General features: G+C 65.5%; 18 protein-coding genes. 9 read left to right on the forward strand and 9 right to left on the reverse strand.

The genetic code is table 11. From position 1 onward, the window contains the following. Window positions 1-89 precede the first annotated feature (89 nt). The 3 genes from BA190_RS16160 to BA190_RS16170 form a co-directional block, all read right to left on the reverse strand. A complete protein-coding gene (locus BA190_RS16160; protein ID WP_068289304.1) occupies window positions 90-1,664 on the reverse strand; it encodes a DHA2 family efflux MFS transporter permease subunit in 1,575 nt (524 codons plus the stop codon). 88 nt (window positions 1,665-1,752) lie between these two features. After that, on the reverse strand, window positions 1,753-2,937 hold the full coding sequence (locus BA190_RS16165) for an HlyD family secretion protein (protein WP_082979778.1): 1,185 nt from the start codon (window positions 2,935-2,937) through the stop codon (window positions 1,753-1,755). Further along, the gene (locus BA190_RS16170) at window positions 2,930-3,394 is read right to left on the reverse strand and encodes a MarR family winged helix-turn-helix transcriptional regulator (RefSeq protein WP_068289307.1); all 465 of its coding nucleotides are present in this window, start codon (window positions 3,392-3,394) and stop codon (window positions 2,930-2,932) included. Before BA190_RS16170 ends, BA190_RS16165 begins: the two co-directional genes overlap by 8 nt. A 100-nt stretch (window positions 3,395-3,494) precedes the next feature. On the opposite strand from BA190_RS16170, the gene BA190_RS16175 reads away from it, so the two are divergent. Next, complete coding sequence (locus tag BA190_RS16175) at window positions 3,495-3,857, forward strand: hypothetical protein (protein WP_156771538.1); 363 nt, start codon at window positions 3,495-3,497, stop codon at window positions 3,855-3,857. 177 nt (window positions 3,858-4,034) lie between these two features. Beyond that, the gene (locus BA190_RS16180; RefSeq protein WP_068289313.1) at window positions 4,035-6,923 is read left to right on the forward strand and encodes a caspase domain-containing protein; all 2,889 of its coding nucleotides are present in this window, start codon (window positions 4,035-4,037) and stop codon (window positions 6,921-6,923) included. Between the two features lie 66 nt (window positions 6,924-6,989). Here the strand turns inward: BA190_RS16180 and BA190_RS16185 are convergent, their stop codons facing one another. Next, window positions 6,990-7,748, reverse strand: a complete 759-nt coding sequence (locus tag BA190_RS16185; protein WP_068289317.1) for an SDR family NAD(P)-dependent oxidoreductase — start codon at window positions 7,746-7,748, stop codon at window positions 6,990-6,992. A 40-nt stretch (window positions 7,749-7,788) separates the two neighbouring features. After that, the gene (locus BA190_RS16190; protein ID WP_068289319.1) at window positions 7,789-9,297 is read right to left on the reverse strand and encodes an FGGY-family carbohydrate kinase; all 1,509 of its coding nucleotides are present in this window, start codon (window positions 9,295-9,297) and stop codon (window positions 7,789-7,791) included. Window positions 9,298-9,539: 242 nt separating this feature from the next. On the opposite strand from BA190_RS16190, the gene BA190_RS16195 reads away from it, so the two are divergent. The 5 genes from BA190_RS16195 (at window position 9,540) to hexR (ending at window position 14,125) form a co-directional block, all read left to right on the forward strand. Next, complete coding sequence (locus tag BA190_RS16195; RefSeq protein ID WP_068289321.1) at window positions 9,540-10,196, forward strand: bifunctional 4-hydroxy-2-oxoglutarate aldolase/2-dehydro-3-deoxy-phosphogluconate aldolase; 657 nt, start codon at window positions 9,540-9,542, stop codon at window positions 10,194-10,196. Continuing rightward, complete coding sequence (locus BA190_RS16200) at window positions 10,193-11,146, forward strand: shikimate dehydrogenase (protein WP_068289323.1); 954 nt, start codon at window positions 10,193-10,195, stop codon at window positions 11,144-11,146. Before BA190_RS16195 ends, BA190_RS16200 begins: the two co-directional genes overlap by 4 nt. A 234-nt stretch (window positions 11,147-11,380) precedes the next feature. Next, window positions 11,381-12,313 carry a phosphoglycerate dehydrogenase gene (locus BA190_RS16205; RefSeq protein WP_068289325.1) on the forward strand — a complete coding sequence of 311 codons (933 nt, stop codon included), beginning with the start codon at window positions 11,381-11,383 and terminating at the stop codon, window positions 12,311-12,313. 4 nt (window positions 12,314-12,317) lie between these two features. Continuing rightward, window positions 12,318-13,190 carry an MBL fold metallo-hydrolase gene (locus tag BA190_RS16210; protein ID WP_068289328.1) on the forward strand — a complete coding sequence of 291 codons (873 nt, stop codon included), beginning with the start codon at window positions 12,318-12,320 and terminating at the stop codon, window positions 13,188-13,190. A gap of 41 nt (window positions 13,191-13,231) precedes the next feature. Then, window positions 13,232-14,125, forward strand: coding sequence for a transcriptional regulator HexR (hexR, locus tag BA190_RS16215; RefSeq protein ID WP_068289331.1), 894 nt, complete (start codon window positions 13,232-13,234; stop codon window positions 14,123-14,125). Between the two features lie 15 nt (window positions 14,126-14,140). On the opposite strand, the gene BA190_RS35935 is transcribed toward hexR, so the two are convergent. Then, a complete protein-coding gene (locus BA190_RS35935; RefSeq protein ID WP_156771539.1) occupies window positions 14,141-14,623 on the reverse strand; it encodes a hypothetical protein in 483 nt (160 codons plus the stop codon). A gap of 229 nt (window positions 14,624-14,852) precedes the next feature. On the opposite strand from BA190_RS35935, the gene BA190_RS16220 reads away from it, so the two are divergent. Together BA190_RS16220 and BA190_RS16225 are read left to right on the forward strand one after the other, a co-directional pair. Beyond that, window positions 14,853-16,370, forward strand: a complete 1,518-nt coding sequence (locus BA190_RS16220) for a helicase HerA domain-containing protein (protein ID WP_068289334.1) — start codon at window positions 14,853-14,855, stop codon at window positions 16,368-16,370. A 192-nt stretch (window positions 16,371-16,562) separates the two neighbouring features. Then, window positions 16,563-17,984 carry a mannose-1-phosphate guanylyltransferase/mannose-6-phosphate isomerase gene (locus BA190_RS16225; RefSeq protein WP_068289536.1) on the forward strand — a complete coding sequence of 474 codons (1,422 nt, stop codon included), beginning with the start codon at window positions 16,563-16,565 and terminating at the stop codon, window positions 17,982-17,984. Between the two features lie 211 nt (window positions 17,985-18,195). Here the strand turns inward: BA190_RS16225 and BA190_RS16230 are convergent, their stop codons facing one another. From BA190_RS16230 to BA190_RS16240, 3 genes are all read right to left on the reverse strand, one after another. Next, the gene (locus tag BA190_RS16230; RefSeq protein WP_068289337.1) at window positions 18,196-18,978 is read right to left on the reverse strand and encodes an SDR family NAD(P)-dependent oxidoreductase; all 783 of its coding nucleotides are present in this window, start codon (window positions 18,976-18,978) and stop codon (window positions 18,196-18,198) included. 338 nt (window positions 18,979-19,316) lie between these two features. Then, window positions 19,317-20,318 (reverse strand): ABC transporter ATP-binding protein, encoded by a 1,002-nt coding sequence (locus BA190_RS16235; RefSeq protein ID WP_068289340.1) that lies wholly within the window; start codon window positions 20,316-20,318, stop codon window positions 19,317-19,319. Window positions 20,319-20,353: 35 nt separating this feature from the next. Continuing rightward, window positions 20,354-21,184, reverse strand: coding sequence for a carbohydrate ABC transporter permease (locus BA190_RS16240; RefSeq protein ID WP_068289343.1), 831 nt, complete (start codon window positions 21,182-21,184; stop codon window positions 20,354-20,356). Between the last annotated feature and the right edge of the window lies 1 nt (window position 21,185).

The raw sequence follows: 21,185 nt of genomic DNA on the forward strand, positions 1-21,185 counted from the left end.
CGCGGCAGGTGCCGCCTCCGGACAACATGGCATAAAGTCCCGGAGGCTCAAATCGGAGCTTTTGCTCTCAAGCGAACCGCATCAGGCTCTCACTCCATCGCCATGCTGTGGTCCATTTCCGGAGGCTTGGCCGCCTTTCGCAGGAAGAAAACCAGCGGCATCGCGGCCAACGTCAGCAGCATCATCAGCTTGAAATCATTGATATAGGCGATGATGGTCGCCTGCTGGCCGACCATGCCGTCGAGCATGGTCTGCCCCGCCGCGCTCAGTGGGTCGATCAGCTTGGCCCGGGCCATGTCCTGCAGGGCCTGGTTGTAGGGCGTGAGGTGGGTGACAAGATCGGCGTGGTTGGCCTGGGTGCTTTCGATCAGCAGGGCCGAGGTCATGGAGATGCCGACGCTGGAGCCGATATTGCGCGACAGGTTGTAGAGGCCGGTGCCGTCGCCGCGCAGGCTGGCATCGAGGGTCTGGAAGGTCACGGTGGTCAGCGGTACGAACAGGAAGCCCAGGCCTGCCCCCTGCACGAAGCCGGTGACGATGATCTGCCATTGCGAGATGTCGGGGGTCCAGCCGGTCATGTCGTAGAGCGACCAGGCCGTCAGGCCGAAGCCGATCAGCAGGAGCAGGCGGGTGTCGAGCTTTCCGACCAGGCGGCCGACGATGAACATGCAGACCATGGTGCCGATGCCGCGCGGCCCCATCACCAGGCCGGCGGTCACCACGGGATAGCCCATCAGCGATTGCAGATAGGGCGTCATCAGCGCCATGGCGGCGTAATAGGTCAGGCCGACGGCTGATATGAGCACCACGCCGACCGCGAAATTGCGGTCCACGAACAGGCGCGGCTTCACGAAGGTATCCTTGCCCGTGAAGGTATGGACCAGGAAGATGTAGAAGGCAGCGGCGCAGATCAGCGCCTCGAGTTGGATCTCGCCGGAGGAGAACCAGTCGAGCTGTTCGCCGCGGTCGAGCAGCACCTGCAGGGCGCCGATGGCGATGGAGAGCATGCCGAAGCCGAGCCAGTCGAGCTTCACGGCCGTGCTGCTGCGGGTCTCGGTGACGAAGGCCATCACGCCGAGCATCGCGACGAGACCGATCGGCAGGTTGATATAGAAGATCCAGCGCCAGGAAATGTGGTCGGTGAGCCAGCCGCCGATGACGGGGCCGAGCACGGGGCCCACCATCACGGCGACACCGAACACGGCCATCGCTCCGCCGCGTTCCTCGGGCGTGTAGATGTCCAGCATGATTGCCTGGGCGAGCGGCACCAAAGCGGCGCCGAACACGCCTTGCATCAGGCGGAAGCCGACGATCTGCACCAGGGATTGCGCCATGCCGCACAACATGGAGGCGATCACGAAGCCGATGATGGAGACGAGCAGCAGCCTCTTGCGGCCGAAACGGGCCGCCAGGAAGCCCGAAGGCGGCGTCATGATCGCCGCCGCCACGATATAGGAGGTCAGCACCCAGTTGATCTGGTCCTGGCTGGCGGCGACGCTGCCCTGGATGTGGGGCAGCGCGATATTGGCGATGGTGGTGTCCAGTGCCTGCATGATCACGGCCAGGATGACGCAGGCGGTGATGGCGCCGCGATTGGCGACCTTGGGAGCAGGCAGGGCGGGGCTGGAGATTTGGCCGGCGCTCGCGGTGGCGGATGCGCTCATGGCAGGCCTCGTTCGCAACGATAGGTGATGAAATAATCAGATGCTCAAAAAGCGGGCCGGCACGCGGCAACGCGCGACGGCGTTGTCGTCAGCCGGCCTGATGGTTGCCTTGGGGCTTGGCCTGGCCGAACCAGTTCGTCACGAAGCTGGGCAGGCCGCGGGCATGGCCGGTGTCGACACCGACCACCGCGCTCATGCCCATACGCAGGCTCGGCTTGTCGGGCGCGGGATCGATGCTGACGCGCATGGGAATGCGCTGGACCACCTTCACCCAATTTCCCGAGCTGTTCTGCGCCGGGAGCAGGGAGAAGCTGGAGGCGGAGGCCGGGCTGATGGTTTCGACCTTGCCGGTCCAGGTCACGCCCGGATAGGTGTCGACCGAGATCTCGACCGGTTGGCCGGGCTTGACATAGGTGAGCTCGGTTTCCTTCGGGGTCGCGTCCACCCACATATCGGTGGTGGAAACCAGGTTGAAGGCCCGCTGGGAGGCGTTGAGATAGGCGCCGCGCTGCAGGGAATCGACATTGGTGACGATGCCGTCGAAGGGTGCCCGCACCTCGGTGTCGCCGAGGTCGCGCTTGGCATTGTCGACGGCCGATTGGGCCTGGAGGTAGAAGGGGTTCTTTTCCACCGGCAGGGAGGCGTCGCCGCCAAGCTGGGCCAGCATGGCCTGGGCGTTGGCCTGGGCCACGATGACCTTCTGGCGCGCCGCATCGAGATCATGCTTGGCCTGATCGAAGCTCTGCTTGGAGGCGGCGCTGGAGGATTGCAGGTCCTGCTGGCGCTTGAACTGGGCCTCGTAATAGGGAATGTCCGCCTTGGCCTGTTCGATCTGGGCTTCGGCCTGGGCGTAACTCGCCTGCAGGGTCAGAACCTGGTTGCGTACGGTGCCGAGCTGCGCCTCCGCGCCCTCCAGGGCCGTGCGGTAGCTGCCGGGACGGATGCGGTAGAGCACGTCTCCCTTCTTGACGGCTTGGTTCTCGACGACGTCGATCTCCACCACCGTACCGGCGACATCAGTGGATATGCCGACCATCGCCGCCTGCACATACGCGTTGTCCGTCTCCATCACCTGCCCGCCGGTGACGTAGAAATAGCCGCCGGCGACGAGGGCGACGGGAAGCAGGGCAAAGAGCAGGGGGCGGGTCAGCGAGCGCTTGCGCATCTTGGCCGGCTGCGGCGTGACCGCATCCTGACCGGCCTTGTCGTTGGAAAGCCGCTCGATCTCGATGGGGTTTTCGAGTTTCTGGGCCTGGTTGCTGCCATCAGCCATGTTTTGCCTCCTTGTCGTCGACCGGCTGGCGGCAGGCTTCGAGAAGGTTGGCCTTCATCTGCGTCAGGGTGTCGAGTAGTTTCACGCGGTCTTCGTCCGGGATACCAGCCAGGGCCTCCGCCCGGGTCCGGTCGCCGAGAGCGCGCATCTCGGCGAGAATGGGATGGGCGGCCGGCGTCAGGAAGAGCAGCCAGACCCGACGGTCGCTCGCATGCTGGCGCCGTTCGATCAGCCCGCGCGCTTCGAGCTTGTCGAGAATGCGCACCAAGGTGATTGGTTCGATTTCGAGCAGTTCGGCCAGCCCGCTCTGATGGATCCCTTCGCTGCGGGAGAGGAAGGCGAGCGCCTGCCATTGCGAACGCGTCAAGCCGATATCGCCGGCCCGCTGTTCGAAGCGCTTTCGCATCAGGCGGGCGACGTCATGCAGGATGAAGCCGAGGGTGGGCTGGTTGAGCATATCTAGAACATGCCGTTCTAATTATAAGCTTGCTTATATTTATCCATGATTATAACAAGGATGCCTCAAATGCAATCGCCCAGATGGTGCGGACCGCAAAATGGCTGCTGATCACGCGAGATTTGATCGGGGTCCGGCCCTGACGGGGGCCGGCTTGCTGTGCGCGACCTGGTTTGCCCTGATGCTCGGCACGCATTCGGCGGCCGCCGCGCCGCGCTTCGTCAGCTGCGGCGGCGCCGCCATGCTTGGAGCCGCGCTGCTCAATTGCTCGCACCTGGCACCGACCAAACCGGCGCAGCTGTGCAATTTCAGCTGGAGCCTCCTGCAGGTCGGCAATGTCCCGCAGGTGGTGAGCGGCTCCTTCCTGCTGCCGCCGGGCGCCAACAACGCCCAGGTCTATCAGGGGGCCGGCTACGTCGCCGCCCTGGCGTCGCCGGTCATTCTCTGCCAGGACCAGAATTAGCGCTTGCCACCCGCTTTCGAGGCGGTGGCCTCTCTATTGCCGCTACAACGCCCCAAAACAGCCCCTTTTGGTTCACACGCCATACAAGTCGGCCAAGCTATCGCTTAGGTTGTACTCACAGGCCATGAGCCGTTCGAGCTCGGCCCACGCCGGGTGGAAACCAAGAGGGCCAGATCAATGTCCGCGACATTCCGCAGCGCTTTTGCGCTCCTGTTCATCCTGCTCGCGGCGAGTTTGCCGCTGCAACCAGCCCGGGCACAGAGCCAGGGCGAAAAGCGCATTGCCCTCGTCATCGGCAATGCCGACTACAAGGCCGGACCATTGGCGACCAGCGCCAATGATGCGGGCCTTATCGCCCAGACCCTGCAGGCCGCCGGTTTTGACGTGACAGGCGCCCGCGACCTGGACCAGGATTCGCTGCGCAAGGCGTTCCGTGAATTCCTCGACAAGGCCTCCGCATCGGGACCCGACACGGTGGCTTTCGTCTATCTGGCCGGTTATGGCCTGCAGTCGGAAGGGCAGAACTACTTCGTGCCCGTCGACGCTGCCATCCAGACGCCAGCTTCCGTGCCGGCAGAGGCGGTACGGCTCTCCGATTTCACTCGGCCGCTCGGCGCCTTGCAGCTGAAGGCCAGCATCGTGGTGATCGACGGCGCGCGCGCCAACCAGTTCGCCCGCGGCGACCAGCCCCTGGCCGGCGGCCTGGCGCTCGTCGATGCCGAGCCCAATTCGCTGATCGCCTTCAATGCGGCACCCGGCACGGTGGGGCCGGCTGAGCAGGGGCCTTATGGCGCCTATGCCCAGGCCCTCGCCGAAATGATGCGGACGGGCGGGCTGCCGATCGCCGATGTGTTCGACCGTACCCGGTTGCGGGTGAGCGAGAGGACCAATGGCGCGGTGCTGCCTTGGAGCGCGTCGAAGCTCGGCGAGCCCTTCGCCTTCTTCGACCGTGCGGCCGATGCGCCTGCTCCCCAGGTTTCCCTCGAAGAGGACAAGGCGATGCAGTCCAAGCGCATCGCCGATTTCGACGCGCGTGATGCCTATGTCGCTGCCGTGGATCGGGACACCATGCAGGGCTATCAGGACTTCCTGACCGCCTTTCCGCGCGATCCCATGGCCAAGCGCGTGCGCGCTATCGTGGCCGCCCGGCGCGAGGCCATCACCTGGCACGAGACTTGGAAGCGCGATACGCCCAATGCCTACTGGTCCTATCTCAAGCGCTATCCGCGCGGCCCCCATGCCTGGGACGCCCGCCGCCGCCTGAGATATCTGTCGGCCGAGATCGAGCCGCCGGCGCGTTTCGACGTGATCGAGTATGACGTGCCGCCGCCGCCGGAAGTCGAGGTCGTCTATGTCGAACGCCCGGTGATCGTCTTCTCCGATCCCGAATTCGACCTGCCGCCGCCCCCGCCGCCGCCGGTGATCTTCCTGCCGCCGCCGCCCCGCGATTTCGTGGAGCTGCCGCCGCCGCCGCCGCCGGTCGACGAGTATGTGCTGCCGTCGCCGCGCTATGTGGCGGTGCCCGAATGGGTGCGGCCGCCGCGTTACGTGGAGCCGCCACCGCAGAATTTCATCTTCAACAACATCCACAACGCCACCGTCATCAACGAGACGCTGGAAGCCCCTCCCGAGCGCATGCGGCGCCAGGAGGGCGAGGGTGGCCTGACGACCGGAGAGAAAGCGGCCGGCGCGGCGATTGCCATTGGTGCAGCGGCTGCCGCGGCGCGCGTCGCCCTGCCGCCCTTCCTGCGCAATCGTGGCGGGCGGGGTGGCCAGCCCGGCATGACGCAGCCGGCTGCGGCGCCGCAGCCGGGTGAGCCCGGTCTGGCTCCGACTCCCGGCGAACCACAAAAGCCGGGACGCCTTCTGCCGGGACAGGCTCTTCCGGGCCAAGCGATTCCCGGCCAGGAAGGTCAGCCCGGTCGGCTGCTGCCGGGGCAGGAAGGTCAACCCGGGCAGCCCGGTACGCTGAAACCGGGGCAGGCTCAACCGGGTCAGCCCGGCCGGCTGCTGCCGGGACGGGTCCAGCCGGGCCAAGCCGTTCAGCCGGATGAAACCAAGCCAGGACGAGCCCAGCCCGGACAACTCCTGCCGGGCCAGGCGGCCCAGCCTGATGAAGCCAAGCCGGGCCAGCGCCAGCCCGGCCTGAAGCCTGGACAAGGCCAGCCGGGCAAGGCCCTGCCGGGCATGAATGGCGAGGCCCTGCCGCTCGACAATGGCAAGCCGCCATTGGGCGAAACCCCGCTGCCCGGCCGCAAGCAGCCTGCTGGCAAAGCCGGCAAACCCGGTCAGCTCGGCCAACCACTGCCGGGGGCACAGCCCGAGGGGCAGCCGGATCAGACCCAGCCCCAAAAACCCCTTCCGGGGCAGAAGGGCCAAGGCCGTGTGAAGCCGGGGCAACCGCAGCCGGACGGCAGCGCTCAGCCTCCGCTCGGGAACGGCCAGCAGCTCGGCAAGCCATTGCCGGGAACCGATGAGTCGCAGCCGCTTCCCGGTCGCAAACGGCCAAAGGGGCGTCAGCCACAGGATGACGGCGCCCAGGCTCCGCGGCCAGGCGCCACGCCCGAGGAACAGGCTGTGCCAGATGCTGGAGCGCCGGCGCAGCCGGCAGGCCGCAAGCGTCGCCCGGCCCAGGATGGACAGGGCCTTGGCGAACCCTTGCCACCAGCCGGACGGGCTTTGCCGGATGGCAGCGGGCAGCCGCAGCCTCAGCCGGGCCGTCGTCGTCCCCGCCAGCCCGATGCCGGATTTGCTCAGCCGGACGAACCGGCCCAGCCATCCGGTCGCCGGCCGCGCGTCCTGCAGGGCCAGCCGGGTGGTGGTGACGAGGGTGGTGCACCCATGCCGCGCCAGAAGCGCTTGAACCAGGCGCCTGCGCCGGACATGGAACCGGCTCTGAATGCACCGCGTCAGACTCGGCCGCCGCGCGCGCAGCCCGATCTCGAGGGTGGGGCGTCCCGGCCGATGCAACGGCTGCGGCCACCGCCGCAAGAAGGGGCTCCGGCCGCGGGCGGGGGCGGACGCCAGCGCCGTTGTGGCGGCCAGGGCGCACCGCCTTGTGAATGAGAATGAACGAAAACACCGCCCGGCTTGCCGGGCGGTGTTGCTTCAGGACGGTTGCCGTATTTTTCGTCAGAAGCCGCTGACGACATAGCCGCCGTCGACAGGCAGCGTGGTCGCGGTGACGAAGATCGAGGCGGGCGAGGCGAAGAACAAAGCGGTGCCGACGAGATCGTCGACCGTGCCCCAGCGCTTGAGGGCCGCCTTGCTGGCGATCTTCCCGGCCGGCACCGGGTCTGACCACAAGGGCTTGGTCATGTCGGTGCGGTGATAGCCGGGCGCGATGGCGTTGACCCGGATGCCCTCGGGCCCGAATTTGTGGGCGAGGGCGCGTGTGAGCCCCATGATCCCGGTCTTGCTGGCGCAATAGGCCGGCACGCTGTCATCGGCCAGATAGCTCAGCATCGAGGCGAAGTTGATGATCGATCCCTGCGATTTCACCAGCAGGGGGTGGGCTGCCATGGCGAGGCGCATGGCGCTGTTCATGTTGACGTCGATGACTTCGAGATAGGTCTCTTCGGTCCACTCGGCGTCGGGGCGGGCAATGCCCTGGGCGTTGACGAGCACGTCGAGGGCCGGCAGGGCCGCAAAGAAGCGCTCGACCGCCGCCTTGTCGCGCACGTCGAGCTGCTCGAAACGGATGGAGCGGCCACCATTGGCGGCCTTGGCCGCGGCAAGGCGCGCCTCGGTGGAGCCCGTCGCGATGACATCGGCGCCGAGGCTGGCAAAGCCCTGCGCAATGGCAAGGCCGATGCCGCTGGAACCGCCGGAGACCACGACGGTCTTGCCTTCGAACAGGCCGGGACGGAAGGCGGAGAGCACGTCCTGCATGCAGGTTTCCTTCAATTTTGAGAAAGGGATGATCGGCGGCTCAGCCTTGCTGCAGCCGGTCGAGATCGTCGTAGAGCGCCTGGGAATGGTGGTAGAGGCGGTCGAACACCGGCTGCATGCGGGCATAGGTCTCCGCCCAGGCCGGGTCGGGCAGGATCTCGGCGCTGTAGCGCACGAAATGGCCGACGGCGTCCTCGACCTTGCTGAACCGTCCGACCGCGGTTGCGGCCATCGCGGCGCAGCCGACGAGGCCGCATTCGGTTTCCTCGGGTACGAGGATCGGCACGTTGTAGGCGCTGGCCTTGATCTTCAGCCAGAGCTCGGTCTTGGCGCCGCCGCCTGAGGCGACCACGCGTTCGAGCTTCTGGCCGGTGGAGACTTCCATCACCCGGATATGGCGGTTGACCGCGAAGGCCACCCCTTCGAGCGTGGCGCGATGGAGATGGGCGAGGCCATGCTTGGCGCCGATGCCGAAGAACTGGGCGCGGGCATTGCGATGGGCGCCGAGCCGCTCGCCGGCCAGGAAAGGCAGGAAGAACAGGCCTTCGGCGCCGGCCGGCGCCTCGGCCGCCTTGGCGACGATGTCGCCGTAGGAGAGGGCCTTCTCGTGGAAGGCGCGGCGGGCCCAGCGCATGGCATCGCCGCCGGTTTCCAGCAGGGTGAACGGCCCCCAATGGCCTTCGACGGTGCGGACGTTGCAGATCTCTGGATCGAGCAGCGGTTCGCCGGTCACCAGCGTGATGATGGAGGAGGTGCCCATCACATCCGACGCCGTGCCAGGATGGACGACGCCCGAGCCCAGCACCGCCACCGGATAGTCAGCTCCGCCCACCAGGACGGGCGTACCCTCGGCAAGCCCGGTTTCCAGCGCGGCACCGGCGGTGACGCGGCCGAGAATGTCGAGCGGCGAGCGGATCGGCGGCAGCATGGCGGCATCGAGGCCGAGGCGGTCGATCATCGCGGCGGACCAGTTTCCGCTCGCCGGATTCATCAGGAAGCTGCAGGAGGCGTCGCCCTCGTCCATGGCGATCTCGCCGGTGAGCCGCAGGTTGATGTAGTCCTTCGGCATCAGCACCGTCGCGGCGGCGCGATAGGCTTGCGGATCGTTGTCGCGCAGCCAGGCGAGCTTGAAGCCGGGCCAGGCGGGCGTCGGCGGATTGCCGCTCTCGGAAAGATAGGAGGCGGGCGGATTGTCCCGCTCGAAGGCTGCCACCAGGCCCGCCGTGCGCTTGTCGTTCCACAAGGGCGCGGTATCGCGTGTGGGATTGCCGTGGCTGTCGACCAGCACGGTGCCATGCATCTGGCCGCAGGCGGCGACAGCCTGGATCCTGGCGGCGGCACCCGCGTGGCGTTCGAGCACGGTGCGGATGGCCGAGACGGTGCCCGCCCACCAATCGGCGGGGCGCTGTTCCGACCAGCCGAAAGCCGGTACGATCTGGTCATATTCGCTGGCGGCGATCTCCAGGATGGCACCGTTGCCGGCCTCGACCAGAGCCGCTCTGGCGCTGCCGGTTCCGACATCGATGGCCAGGATGAGATCCTGTGTCATGGGTGTGTCCTCGGCTCGCTCGTTGAAAAAGGATGGGGGTATGCCGCCATCATCGTTTGCGCATTTTTTTGGAGTGATGCTACACGTTTTCCGGTCGGTCAACTGAAAATTCCGACATATTTATGCTGCGTTGCAATAAAATTAGGCGAGTATCTTGCCGGGGCCGATTGAAATATGTAGCATTGCTACAAAATTGACACCCATGCCGATGTCATCGGCAAGCCCTGAGGAGAGCGCAGACAATGGCCGTCAATCCCATTGAGCGGATCGAGGCGATCGGCGTGGTGCCGGTCATCGCGATCGACAATCCCGCGGACGCGGTCGCGTTGGCCGATGCCCTGACGGCCGGCGGCCTGCCGGTTGCCGAGATCACCTTCCGCACCAAGGCGGCCGCGGAAGTCCTGGCCATCCTGCGCGACCAGAGGCCGGACTTCCTGGCCGGCGCCGGTACGGTGCTGGACCTGGAATCGGTCAGGGCTTGCAAGGACAATGGTGCGAGCTTTGCCCTGTCCCCCGGTTTCGATGCGGAGATCGTCGCCGCCGCCAAGGCAATCGGCCTGCCCTTCGCGCCCGGCATCATGACGCCGACGGATCTCACCGCGGCCACCCGCGCTGGCCTGCGCCTGTGCAAGTTCTTCCCGGCCGGTGTCGCCGGCGGGCCGAAGGCGCTGGAAGGCATCGCTGCGCCCTTCAATCATCTGGGCGTCCGCTTCATCCCGACCGGCGGCGTCACGCTGGAAACGATGGGTGACTGGCTCAAGCATCGCTTCGTCGCGGCCGTCGGCGGCACCTGGATCGCCAAGCCCGACGATATCAGCGGCGGCAAATTCGCGGAGATCACCGCCAAGGCCAAGGCTGCCGTCGAGCGTGTCAAGGCGATCCGGGCGGGCGCGGCATGAGCAGCTACCAGCCGGCGACGCAGCCGACTCTCTATTTCATTGGGGTGACCACCACCAAGAGCTCGATCATGCGGGTCTTCCCGGCCTGGGCCGAGCATCTGGGCCTAAAGGATGCGGTGATCAAGGGCATCGATTTTCCCCTGCATGCCGATCCCGCCGCCTATCGCGAGGCGGTGGCCTTCATCAAGGCCGATCCCCTCTCGCTGGGCGCGCTGGTCACCACCCACAAGATCGACCTCTACAAGGCCTGCCGGGACCTGTTCGACGAGGTCGACGATTTCGCCCTGCGTATGGAGGAGACGAGCTGCCTGTCCAAGCGCGACGGACGCCTGATCTGCCACGCCAAGGATCCGATCTCCTCCGGGCTCGCCCTCGACAATTTCATTCCCGAGGGCCATTTCGAGCGCACCGGCGCCGAGCTCTTCTCGATGGGAGCGGGCGGCTCCACCATTGCCCTGACCTGGCACATGGTGCGCGAGGAACGGGGCGCCGACCGGCCGTCGCGTATCGTGGTCTCCAATCGCAGCCAGCCGCGCCTCGACGAGATCCGGCGCATTCACGAGGAGATCGGCATGCCCGTGCCGGTCGACTATGTGCTGGCGCCCGATGCGGCCGACAACGATGCCGTCACCGCCGGGCTCAAGCCGGGCTCGGTGGTGATCAATGCCACCGGTCTCGGCAAGGACGCGCCCGGCTCGCCGCTCACCGATGCGGTGGTCTTTCCGGAACGCGCGATCGTGTGGGACCTCAACTATCGCGGCGACCTCGTCTTCCTCGACCAGGCCCGGCGGCAGCAGGCAGCACGCCATCTCCAGATCGAGGATGGCTGGACCTATTTCCTGCATGGCTGGACCCAGGTGATCGCCGAGGTCTTCGACATCGAAATCCCGACTTCCGGCCCGTCCTTCGATCGGCTGGGCGAGATCGCCATCGCCGCTTCCAAGGGATGAAGACGAAGTTCAGAAATAAGTGCTCTGTCATCCCCGGCTGAGCCGCTCGCGAGCGAAGCGAGTAGAGGGCGAAGGTATCGTCACAAGCTTTGCTTGTGACTGAGATCCAGGGGCCAAAGGGCGGCGTTTATAGCCCTGGATCCCCTTCCCTCGCCACTATGTGGCTCGCCGGGGATGACAACTCCGTCAATTCACTTGTTTTTCGCGAGTCTATAGGGACCGAGAGTTGAAGACATGGAACGCATCCTGGTCACGCCGCGCTCGCTGACATCGGCGGCCCATCCCCTGGTCGAACGCCTCAGGAAACAGGGCCATGAGATCGTCATGCCGGCACCCGGCAAATTGCCGGACGAGGAGGACCTGCTCGCGCTCGTGCCCGGCGTGACCGGTTGGCTGGCGGGGGTGGAGAAGATCTCGCCGCGCGTCATCGCCGCGGCCGGTTCGCTGCGGGCGATCAGCCGCAACGGCACTGGAACCGACAATCTGCCGATCGATACGCTGCTCGCGCGCAAGATCGCCGTGCGCATCGCCGCCGGTGCCAATGCGGCTGGTGTGGCCGAGCTTGCCATTGGCCTGATCTTCGCAACGCTCCGCCAGATTCCCCTGTGCGATGCCGGCATCAAGCAGGGGAACTGGCCGCGCCGGATCGGTGCCGAGATCCGGGGGCGCAAGGTTGGCGTGGTCGGCTGCGGCGCCATCGGCGCCGAGGTCGCGCGCCTGGCCGCCGCGCTGGGGGCGGATATTCTCGCCTATGATCCGCAGCGTCCTGCCGTCAATGTCGAGGCGAGCAGCCTGCGCTGGGTCGAGATATCGGACATGCTGGCGGCAGCCGATGTCGTGACCCTCCATTGTCCGGCGCCGGCGGATGGCCGTCCGCTGCTGGGTGCGGCCGAATTCGCGGCGATGCGGCGTGGCGCGGTGCTGATCAACACGGCCCGGTCGTCGCTGGTCGACGAGGCAGCTTTGCTCCAGGCGCTCGAAGACGGACGTCTCGGCTGTTACGCCACCGATGTCTTCGAGGAAGAGCCACCATCGAGCCTCGCTCTCGCCGGCCATGCCAGGGTGATTGCCACCAGCCATATCGGCGGTTTTACCCAGGAAAGCGTGGACAGGGCCACCGAGGTCGCCATCGCCAATCTGATGGATGCCCTGCAGGGGAGGGCGTGAGGGAATGCTGGAGGTCCTGCCCTTTGCCGGCCCGCTGGCCGGACAACTTGCGAGCCGGCCGCAAGCCGGCCTTTCGCTCTATTGGCTCGGGCAGGCCGGCTTCCTCCTCGACAGCGGCCGGCACCGCCTGCTGATCGACCCCTATCTCTCGGATTCGCTGGCGCAGAAATATCGCGACCGTGGCCCTTCGCATGAGCGCATGATGCCGGCACCGATCGGGATCGACGACCTGCCGCCGCTCGACTTCATCCTCTGCACGCACCACCACACCGACCACCTCGACGCGGCGACATTGACCCCGCTCATCCGGCGCTTTCCGCAATTGCGCCTGGTGGTGCCCACGGCCTCGCTAAAGCTGGCGCAGGAGAGGACCGGGCTCGATGCGGACCGCTTGATCGGCATGGATGCCGGCGAAACGCTCCTGCTCGACCAGGCCATCGAAGTGCGCGCCATGCGGGCTGCCCATGAGGAATTGCAGCGCGACGAGCGGGGCCATCATGTCTTTCTCGGCTACGCTCTCGGGGTGAATGGTATCCGCGTCTTCCATTCCGGCGATACCATTCCTTTCGCCGGACAGGTCGAAGAGGTGCAGGCTCTGGCGGCCGATCTGGCACTGCTGCCGGTGAACGGACGCTCGCCGGCACTCGCCGCTGCCGGCATCGCTGGCAATCTTACCCTGGACGAGGCGGTCGAACTGGCCTCGTCCTGCGGCATCGATGCCGTGCTCGCCCATCACTACGGCATGTTTGCCTTCAACACGCTTGCACCCGAGCGGATCGACGCAAAGGCTGCCGCAATGACCGGGCCGACCCGGCTGCTTCGGGCCGGGACGGGAATCGAGTATAGGCTGACGGGGCCGTCCAAGGTGGCGGGCTGAGCCCTCCGATCCGAAGAGGGAGCCAGAAGGGGAAGCCGTTGATGACCTTGCCGGATCAGACCGCATCTCAGCCCGGGCCTCGGACCACGATCCAGAACGTGCTCGAGGTGATCCGGCTGACCTTGGGCGAGTTGCGCAAGTCCGACCGCAAGGTCGCCGACCTCATCCTGGCCGATCCCCAGCGCATCCTCAACGCCACGGTGGCGGAGACGGCGCTCGCCGCCGGGGTGAGCGAGCCCACGGTCATCCGCTTCTGCGCCGCCATCGGCTGCAACGGCTTCCAGGATTTCAAGCTGCGCCTGGCCCAGAGCCTGGCGCTGGGCACGCCGGCCACCCATTCGGTGCTGCTCGGCACCGATACGCCGGAAACCGTGGTCGAGAAGATCTTCGACTACACCATCACCAGCCTCGACTGGGCACGCCATCATCTCGACAAGGCAGCCCTGGCCCGGGCGATCGACATCCTGGAAAAGGCGAAGGCCATCGAATTTTTCGGCCTGGGGGCCTCGGGCGTGGTGGCGCGCGACGCCCAGCAGAAATTCCCGCTGTTCGGCGTGCCCTGCGGTGCCCAGCACGACACCCACCAGCAGATCATGGTCGCCTCGATGATGAAGCCGGGCGACGTCGCGGTGGTGATCTCCCATACCGGGCGTTCGCGCTCGATCATCGAGGTGGCCCGCACTGCGCGCGAGAACGGGGCCAAGGTCATCGGCCTGACCGGATTCGAGACCTCGCTCGCCGCCCATTGCGACGTGGCCCTGCTGGTGGAGACGCTCGACAACACCAACATCTACACGCCCACCACCTCACGCATTGCCGCGCTGGTGGTGATCGACGTGCTCTCTACCGCGGTTGCCCTGCGCCGCGACGAGGCCCATGTCCGGCGCTTCCAGGCGATGAAGCGCAAGTTGGCTGAATACCGTATCGGCGAGTAGTCCGGCTGCGGGATGCTATGTTTTCTTATGCCGGACAGAGATCAAAAGGTTCGGTACGAAATGGCAGGGCAGGGTATCGTCCTGATGGCGGGTGACAATCGTCACGATGTCGCCTGGTTGTACCTTCATGCTGGGAGGCGCGACCGCGCTCCAACGTTGTGGCGAGCTACCGCCACCGACCAATATACCGAACCGTTCATACGCGAAATATTTCGGATTGACCGGGACGTCGAGAAATCTCTCTCCTCGGCGAAGAAAGCGGGTAGCTGCCATTGTGGATAGAGATACGTGAACTTCCCCGGTCAAACGCAAGCCAGATGTGGGAAGGGGGACCAAGGCCGTTCCGCATGCCTGGCGCCATTTACCATTCGACGGTCCCTGGAGTTCGGCGGAGGCCACTGGTGCTGGCGGCGGGCGCCAGTTGGGCGCAGTGCCTTCGGCGAGAGCCGTCGGCGGCGCCATCACGAGCAGGCCGAGACCGAACACCAGTTTCTTCATTGTGCACACGATTTAGATGAAGCTTCCCCCCAAGGCATCCTCTCCGAGGGCGAGAGCGAAAGCAAGTCTCCCCGCCCGGCCTTCGCCCCTTGTGGACACGGCGTTGTTGAAAGACCACAGGCCTGGGTTGATGCCCGCATGTGGAAATCCCCTCCCATGCGCGGGCGGGGGTTGTTGATCACCCCTCAGGGGCGCTATGGCTGGGGCGAAACCGGAATCACTGCTTGAGATGAAGATCGAAATCGAGATGGGCGTCGCGTCTGCCGCCGGCAGTGCGCCTGCAATGCTCGACATCGAGGAGTTGCTGGCCACCCGCCTGTTGGTGCAGGGCAATTCCGGTTCCGGCAAATCGCATCTCCTGCGCCGGCTGCTCGAACAGAGCGCGCCGCATGTCCAGCAGGTCATTGTCGATCCCGAAGGCGAGTTCGCCAGCCTGTCGGACCGCTACGGCCATGTCGTCATCGATGGCGAGCGCAGCCTGGCCGAACTCGAGCACATCGCCCAGCGCGTGCGCCAGCATCGCGTCTCGGCCGTGCTGGTGCTGGAAAGCCTCGACGCCGAAATGCAGATGAAGGCCGCCGCCGCCTTCCTCAATGCCCTGTTCGATGCCGAGCGCGATTTCTGGTTCCCGATGCTGGTGGTGGTCGACGAGGCCCAGCTCTTTGCGCCTGCCGCCTCCGGCGAGGTCGGGGAGGAGGCCCGCAAGGTCTCGCTCGGGGCGATGACCAATTTGATGTGCCGCGGCCGCAAGCGCGGCCTTGCCGGCATCATCGCCACCCAGCGCCTGGCCAAGCTCGCCAAGAACGTCGCCGCCGAGGCTTCCAACTTCCTGATGGGGCGTACCTTCCTCGACATCGACATGGCGCGCGCCGCCGACCTGCTCGGCCTCGACCGGCGCCAGGCCGAGACTTTCCGGGAACTGCAGCGCGGCCAGTTCGTGGCGCTCGGCCCGGCCTTGTCACGCCGCCCGCTTCCCATCAAGGTCGGTCCGGTGGAGACGCGCCCCAAGGTGGCGACGCCCAAGCTGACGCCGCTGCCGGAAGGGGGCGAGGCGGCGCGCGATCTCATCCTGGCGCCCGTGCCGATGGCGGCGCCGCGTCCGCGCCCCGAGCGCCGCGTGGTGACACCGCCACCGATGTCGACCACCGAGATCCTCGAACAACTCGTGCGCGAGCGACCGGCGGAGGCCGCCGGCGAGGAAGCCCTGCCTGCCATGCCACCGGCCGAGCTGCAGCAGGCCCATGCCCGTATCGCCTTTGCGATCATGCAGGAGCCGGATGCCAGTTTCCGCACCGATGCCGTGCTCTATCAGGATTTCATCGTACGTTGCCGCATCGAACGGCTCGGCGGCTCGCCGCCGGCCATGGCTGAGTTCAAGTTCCTGCTCAGCGCAGCCCGCGCCGGTCTCGATCCCGACGGTATCGACCAGGAGCAATGGCAGCGTGCGCTCGACCATGCCCGCCTGGTACCGGCCGATCTCCAGGCCGTGTTCCTGATTCTCGCGGCGGCGGCGATGACGGGCGCGCCATGCCCGCCGGACGCCGAGATCGCCAGGCGTTGCGGCAGCCATTCGGCCGGCCGCGCCCGCAGCCAGATCCGCCATCTGCAGAATGCGGACTTCGTGATGACGCGCGTCGACATGCGCGGTGCCCGCATCGCGGTGATTCCGGATCTTGGTTGGGAGACCGCCCCCGGCGACCCCAATGGTCCCGCGCTGGACAGGGACAGCCTGGCCGCCGCCGAGTGAGGGCGGGCGGGCGCTGCATCAGCCGCAGGAGACCTCGCACTATCCGGAAGCATTAGTGCGACGCTGACCAAAAACCCCCTAGGATGAGCGCAATAAACCAAAGCAGGCCTGAAAATCATCTGACTCTGTCGATATAATCGTGGCATAGAGCTAATCGGTTGATGGCTCCTCCAATTCAAATATGAGCGGATGATGTCTACCCAGATCGTTCCCCTGATCGTTTGCGGCGGCTCCGGAACGCGGTTGTGGCCGGCCTCGCGGGCCAGCCGACCCAAGCAGTTCCTGCCTTTATTCGGTGATCTCTCCACCTTCCAGGAAACGATGCGGCGCGTGAGCGGCACCGAGCTGTTCGGCCGGCCGGTCATCGTCACCAACCAGGATCATCGCTTCCTGGTGGCCGACCAATTGCTGTCGATCGGTGTCGAGGCCGATATCGTGCTCGAGCCCGAGGCGCGCGATTCCGGGCCGGCCATCGCTGCCGGTGCGGCCTTCATCGCTGCGCGTGACGGCGCCAAGACGCCGGTCCTGACCCTTGCCGCCGACCACCGCGTGCGGGACATCGAAGGCTTCCGCGCTGCCTGCGTGGCGGCACGGCGCGGCGCCGCCAAGAAGCACATCGTGACCTTCGGCGTGGTGCCCAACCAGCCGGCCACCGGCTATGGCTATATCGAGGCCGGTGAGCCCCTGGTCGACGGCGTCCTGAAGGTGCGCCGCTTCGTCGAGAAGCCCGATGCCGAGACCGCCACGCGCTATGTGCGCGAAGGCTATCTGTGGAACTCCGGCAATTTCCTGTTCGAGGCCGGCTTCTTCCTCTCCGAATATGCCCGCTGCGAGCCCGATACGGTGGAAGCAGTGAACGAGGCGGTAGCCAAGGCCACGGTTGATCTCGGCTTCGTGCGTCTCGACGCCGAGGCTTTCGGACGCTGCGGCAAGCGCTCGGTCGACTATGCCGTGATGGAAAAGACCCAGGCCGCCGCCGTGGTCCCGGCGAGCTTCGACTGGTCGGATGTCGGCTCCTGGGGCGCGGTGCGCGAGCTCTCGCCGCAGGACGAGGCCGGCAATGCCAAGCTGGGCGAAGCCCTGTTCGTCAACGCCCGCAACAATCTGGTGTCCTCGGAACGCCAGCTCGTCTGCGTGGTCGGCCTGGACGACCTCGCCGTGATCACCACGGGCGATGCGGTGCTGGTGGCCCGCCGCGACGATGCCGCCGGTATCAAGGCGCTGGTCGAGAAGCTCAAGCAGAGCCACAATGGCCTGACCCAGGATCACCTGCAGTCCTACCGCCCCTGGGGGCACTACAAGTCGCTCGATCTCGGTGCACGGCACCAGGTCAAGCGTATCGTGGTCAAGCCCGGCGGCCAGCTCTCGCTGCAGAAGCATCACCATCGCTCCGAGCATTGGATCGTGGTGCGCGGTGTCGCCAATGTCAGCATCAACGGCCAGATCAAGACGCTGCATGAGAACGAGTCGATCTATATCCCGATCGGCTCCACCCACCGGCTGGAGAACCCCGGCAAGATCGAGCTCGAACTGATCGAGGTGCAGACCGGCTCTTATCTCGGCGAGGACGACATCATCCGCATCGAGGACATCTACAACCGCGCGGCGTCGTGAGGCGCGATTGGAATTATTTGTTCCTGCAAAGTCGCGTCATTGCGAGGAGCGGAGCGACGCGGCAATCCAGGAGATATTCGTTTGAGGCCGGATGAAGACTGGATTGCTTCGCTGCGCTCGCAATGACGGATCGATCGATCTTTTCGAAGCTCGATATGAGGTCGCGACGATATGAGGGAGGGGATTTCGCCCCTCCCTTTTTCTTGTCTTTTTACCAGCAGGTGTAGCCGCCATCGACGGTGACGATCGAGCCGGTCATCAGGCTGGCGGCATCGGACGCCAGGAACTGCACGGCGGAGGCGATTTCCTCCGGCTCGCCCATCCGCCCCTGCGGCGTCATCTCCAGCCAGGTCTTGAACATCTCCGCATTGGCCGGGTCGGTCGCGGCATAGGCGGTCAGCGGCGTGTTGATATAGGTGGGAGCGACCGAGTTGACGCGTACGCCGCGCAGGCCCCATTCCGCCGCCAGCGATTTGGTGAGGTGATGCACGCCGGCCTTGGAGGCGTTGTAGTAGGACTGTTCCTGCGGCTTGTTGACGATGATGCCGGACATCGAGCCGATATTGATGATCGAGCCTTTCTTGGCCGCCAGCATGTGCTTGCCGAAGGCGCGGCAGCACCAGAATACGCCGTTCAGATTGACGTCGAGCACGTTGAGCCAATGCTCGTCGGCGACGTCCTCGGCGGGGGTCATCGAGCGGGCGATGCCGGCATTGTTGACCAGGATCTCGATAGCGCGCCCCTTGGCGGCCAGGTCGTCGGCCACGGCAGTCACTTCCGCCGAATTGGTGACGTCCATCTTCACCGTCTCGACCTTGTAACCCTTGGCTGCAAGGGCGGCCTGCCCCTCCGCCGCGACCTTCATGTCGAAATCGGCGATGACCACTTCGGCCCCGAACTCGGCCAAGGCTTCGGCGCAGGCCAGGCCTATGCCACGCCCGCCGCCCGTGACGAGGGCATGCCGGCCAGTGAGATCGAGTTTCTTTTTATACATCGCGGATCCTTTCCATGCGTCGCTCCCGTTTGCTGCATCGATTTTGCAAACGGAACAAATGCTCGTGCAGCTGCAGTCAATCTAATGTCGCATGCTGATTCGACGAAGCCAATCCTGCATTGGCTTTACCATTTGGGCGGCGGGCGTGGAGGTTGCCCGGATGCGCATCAAGGCGCTGAGGAGCTCAGTTCCATGTCATCACCGGACTTGTCCCGGGCATCCAGATACCGCAATTCGTCGAGATCGCGGCGCCTGGATGCCCGGGACGAACCCGGTGATGACAAAGGTCGAGGTGCCCGCGATCATTCGGCCAGTTTCGGAGCCAACGCGCCCGAAAATCAGGCCAGGGACAGGCCCTTGTCGTCGAAGCGATGCAGGCGGTCCGGCTGGGGCGTGAGATAGATGGTATCGCCGGTGGTAAGGCCGAACTCGCCGGGTGCCCGCGCAGTGACGCGGGTGCCCTCGTCCAGGTCGATATAGAAGAAGGTATCCGAGCCCAGATGTTCGGAAATCGAGATCTTGCCTTTCCATTGCCCCTCGGTCGGGGACAGGTTGAGATGCTCGGGGCGGATGCCGATGGTGGTGGCGTTGTAGTTGGCCGCTGCGCCATCCTTGAGGAAGTTCATCTTGGGCGAGCCGATGAAGCCGGCGACGAATAGGTTCCTCGGCTTGTTGTAGAGCTGGAGCGGCGAACCGACCTGCTCGACATTGCCGGCATTGAGCACCACGATCTTGTCGGCCATGGTCATGGCCTCGACCTGGTCGTGGGTGACGTAGATCATCGTGGTCTTCAGGTCCTTGTGGAGCTGCGAGATCTCGATGCGCATGTTGACGCGCAGCGCCGCGTCGAGGTTCGACAAGGGCTCGTCGAACAAGAAGGCCTTGGGCGAACGCACGATGGCGCGGCCGATGGCGACGCGCTGGCGCTGGCCGCCGGAGAGCTGGCGCGGCTTGCGGTCGAGATAATTGGTGAGGTTGAGCGAGGCGGCGGCCTTGGCGACCTTTTGGTCGATGATGTCCTTGCTCTCGCCCGCCATCTTCAGGGCGAAGGCGATGTTGTTGCGCACGCTCATATGCGGGTAGAGCGCGTAGGACTGGAACACCATGGCCAGCCCCCGCTTGGAGGGCGGGGCCTGCGCCATGTCGACGCCGTCGATCTTGATCTCGCCCGAGGTGGTGTCCTCCAGGCCGGCGATCAGCCGCAGCAAAGTGGACTTGCCGCAGCCGGACGGACCGACGAAGACCACGAACTCGCCATCCTCGATGTCGAGGTCGAGATCGGGAATGATCACGACTTCACCGAAGGCCTTGCGCACATTGCGAAGATTGAAGCGGCCCATTTATGCAGCTCCCCATTCTGACATGTTGTTGTTCGTCATTTCACGGCGCCGAAGGTGAGGCCGCGGACGAGTTGTTTTTGCGAGAACCAGCCGAGCACCACGATCGGCAGGATGGCGAGGGTCGAGGCGGCCGACAGCGTGGCCCAGAACAGCCCCATCTTGGCCGAGTAGCCCGCGATGAACTGCGGCAGCGGCGCGGCGTCGAAAGTGGTCAGGTTCAGGGTCCAGAACGCCTCGTTCCAGGCCAGGATGGTGTTGAGCAAGAGCGTGGAGGCGATGCCGGGGACGGCCATCGGCGTCAGCACATAGACGATTTCGCGCCAGAGCGAGGCGCCGTCCATGCGTGCCGCTTCCAGGATCTCGCCGGGAATCTCCTTGAAATAGGTATAGAGCATCCACACCACGATCGGCAGGTTGATCAGGAACAGGACGACCATGACTGCCCAGCGGCTGTCGAGCAGGCCCCAGCGGTTGAAGAGCAGGAAGAGCGGCATCAGGGCGCCGACGGCCGGCATCATCTTGGTGGAGAGCATCCACATCAAGAGATCCTTGGTGCGTTTGCCGGGTGCGAAGGCCATGGCCCAGGCGGCCGGGACCGCGAAGATCAGGCCGAGCAGGGTGGAGCCGACCGACAGGAAGATCGAGTTGAGCGCGGCCCTGCCATAGTTCGATTGGGTGAAGATGTTTTGGTAATTCTCCAGCGTCCAGCTGAAGAACAGGAATTTGGGCGGCAGGATGCCGGCCTCGCCTTCCGTCTTGAAGCTGGTGATCACCATCCACAGGATCGGGAAGAAGATCAGGAAGCCGACGATCCAGGCGGCGGTTGTCACGACGACCTTGCGCCGGGTGGAAACTGCGCGTGCCATG

It is taken from the genome of Labrys sp. WJW (genome assembly GCF_001676615.1).
GTDB classification, from domain to species: domain Bacteria; phylum Pseudomonadota; class Alphaproteobacteria; order Rhizobiales; family Labraceae; genus Labrys; species Labrys sedimenti.

What these genes read in the sequence shown, in the direction of transcription:
- BA190_RS16160 (WP_068289304.1), bottom strand. Translation starts at nt 1,664, where the DNA reads ATGAGCGCATCCGCCACCGCGAGCGCCGGCCAAATCTCCAGCCCCGCC.
- BA190_RS16165 (WP_082979778.1), bottom strand. Translation starts at nt 2,937, where the DNA reads ATGGCTGATGGCAGCAACCAGGCCCAGAAACTCGAAAACCCCATCGAG.
- BA190_RS16170 (WP_068289307.1), bottom strand. Translation starts at nt 3,394, where the DNA reads ATGCTCAACCAGCCCACCCTCGGCTTCATCCTGCATGACGTCGCCCGC.
- BA190_RS16175 (WP_156771538.1), top strand. Translation starts at nt 3,495, where the DNA reads ATGGCTGCTGATCACGCGAGATTTGATCGGGGTCCGGCCCTGACGGGG.
- BA190_RS16180 (WP_068289313.1), top strand. Translation starts at nt 4,035, where the DNA reads ATGTCCGCGACATTCCGCAGCGCTTTTGCGCTCCTGTTCATCCTGCTC.
- BA190_RS16185 (WP_068289317.1), bottom strand. Translation starts at nt 7,748, where the DNA reads ATGCAGGACGTGCTCTCCGCCTTCCGTCCCGGCCTGTTCGAAGGCAAG.
- BA190_RS16190 (WP_068289319.1), bottom strand. Translation starts at nt 9,297, where the DNA reads ATGACACAGGATCTCATCCTGGCCATCGATGTCGGAACCGGCAGCGCC.
- BA190_RS16195 (WP_068289321.1), top strand. Translation starts at nt 9,540, where the DNA reads ATGGCCGTCAATCCCATTGAGCGGATCGAGGCGATCGGCGTGGTGCCG.
- BA190_RS16200 (WP_068289323.1), top strand. Translation starts at nt 10,193, where the DNA reads ATGAGCAGCTACCAGCCGGCGACGCAGCCGACTCTCTATTTCATTGGG.
- BA190_RS16205 (WP_068289325.1), top strand. Translation starts at nt 11,381, where the DNA reads ATGGAACGCATCCTGGTCACGCCGCGCTCGCTGACATCGGCGGCCCAT.
- BA190_RS16210 (WP_068289328.1), top strand. Translation starts at nt 12,318, where the DNA reads ATGCTGGAGGTCCTGCCCTTTGCCGGCCCGCTGGCCGGACAACTTGCG.
- hexR (WP_068289331.1), top strand. Translation starts at nt 13,232, where the DNA reads ATGACCTTGCCGGATCAGACCGCATCTCAGCCCGGGCCTCGGACCACG.
- BA190_RS35935 (WP_156771539.1), bottom strand. Translation starts at nt 14,623, where the DNA reads ATGAAGAAACTGGTGTTCGGTCTCGGCCTGCTCGTGATGGCGCCGCCG.
- BA190_RS16220 (WP_068289334.1), top strand. Translation starts at nt 14,853, where the DNA reads ATGAAGATCGAAATCGAGATGGGCGTCGCGTCTGCCGCCGGCAGTGCG.
- BA190_RS16225 (WP_068289536.1), top strand. Translation starts at nt 16,563, where the DNA reads ATGTCTACCCAGATCGTTCCCCTGATCGTTTGCGGCGGCTCCGGAACG.
- BA190_RS16230 (WP_068289337.1), bottom strand. Translation starts at nt 18,978, where the DNA reads ATGTATAAAAAGAAACTCGATCTCACTGGCCGGCATGCCCTCGTCACG.
- BA190_RS16235 (WP_068289340.1), bottom strand. Translation starts at nt 20,318, where the DNA reads ATGGGCCGCTTCAATCTTCGCAATGTGCGCAAGGCCTTCGGTGAAGTC.
- BA190_RS16240 (WP_068289343.1), bottom strand. Translation starts at nt 21,184, where the DNA reads ATGGCACGCGCAGTTTCCACCCGGCGCAAGGTCGTCGTGACAACCGCC.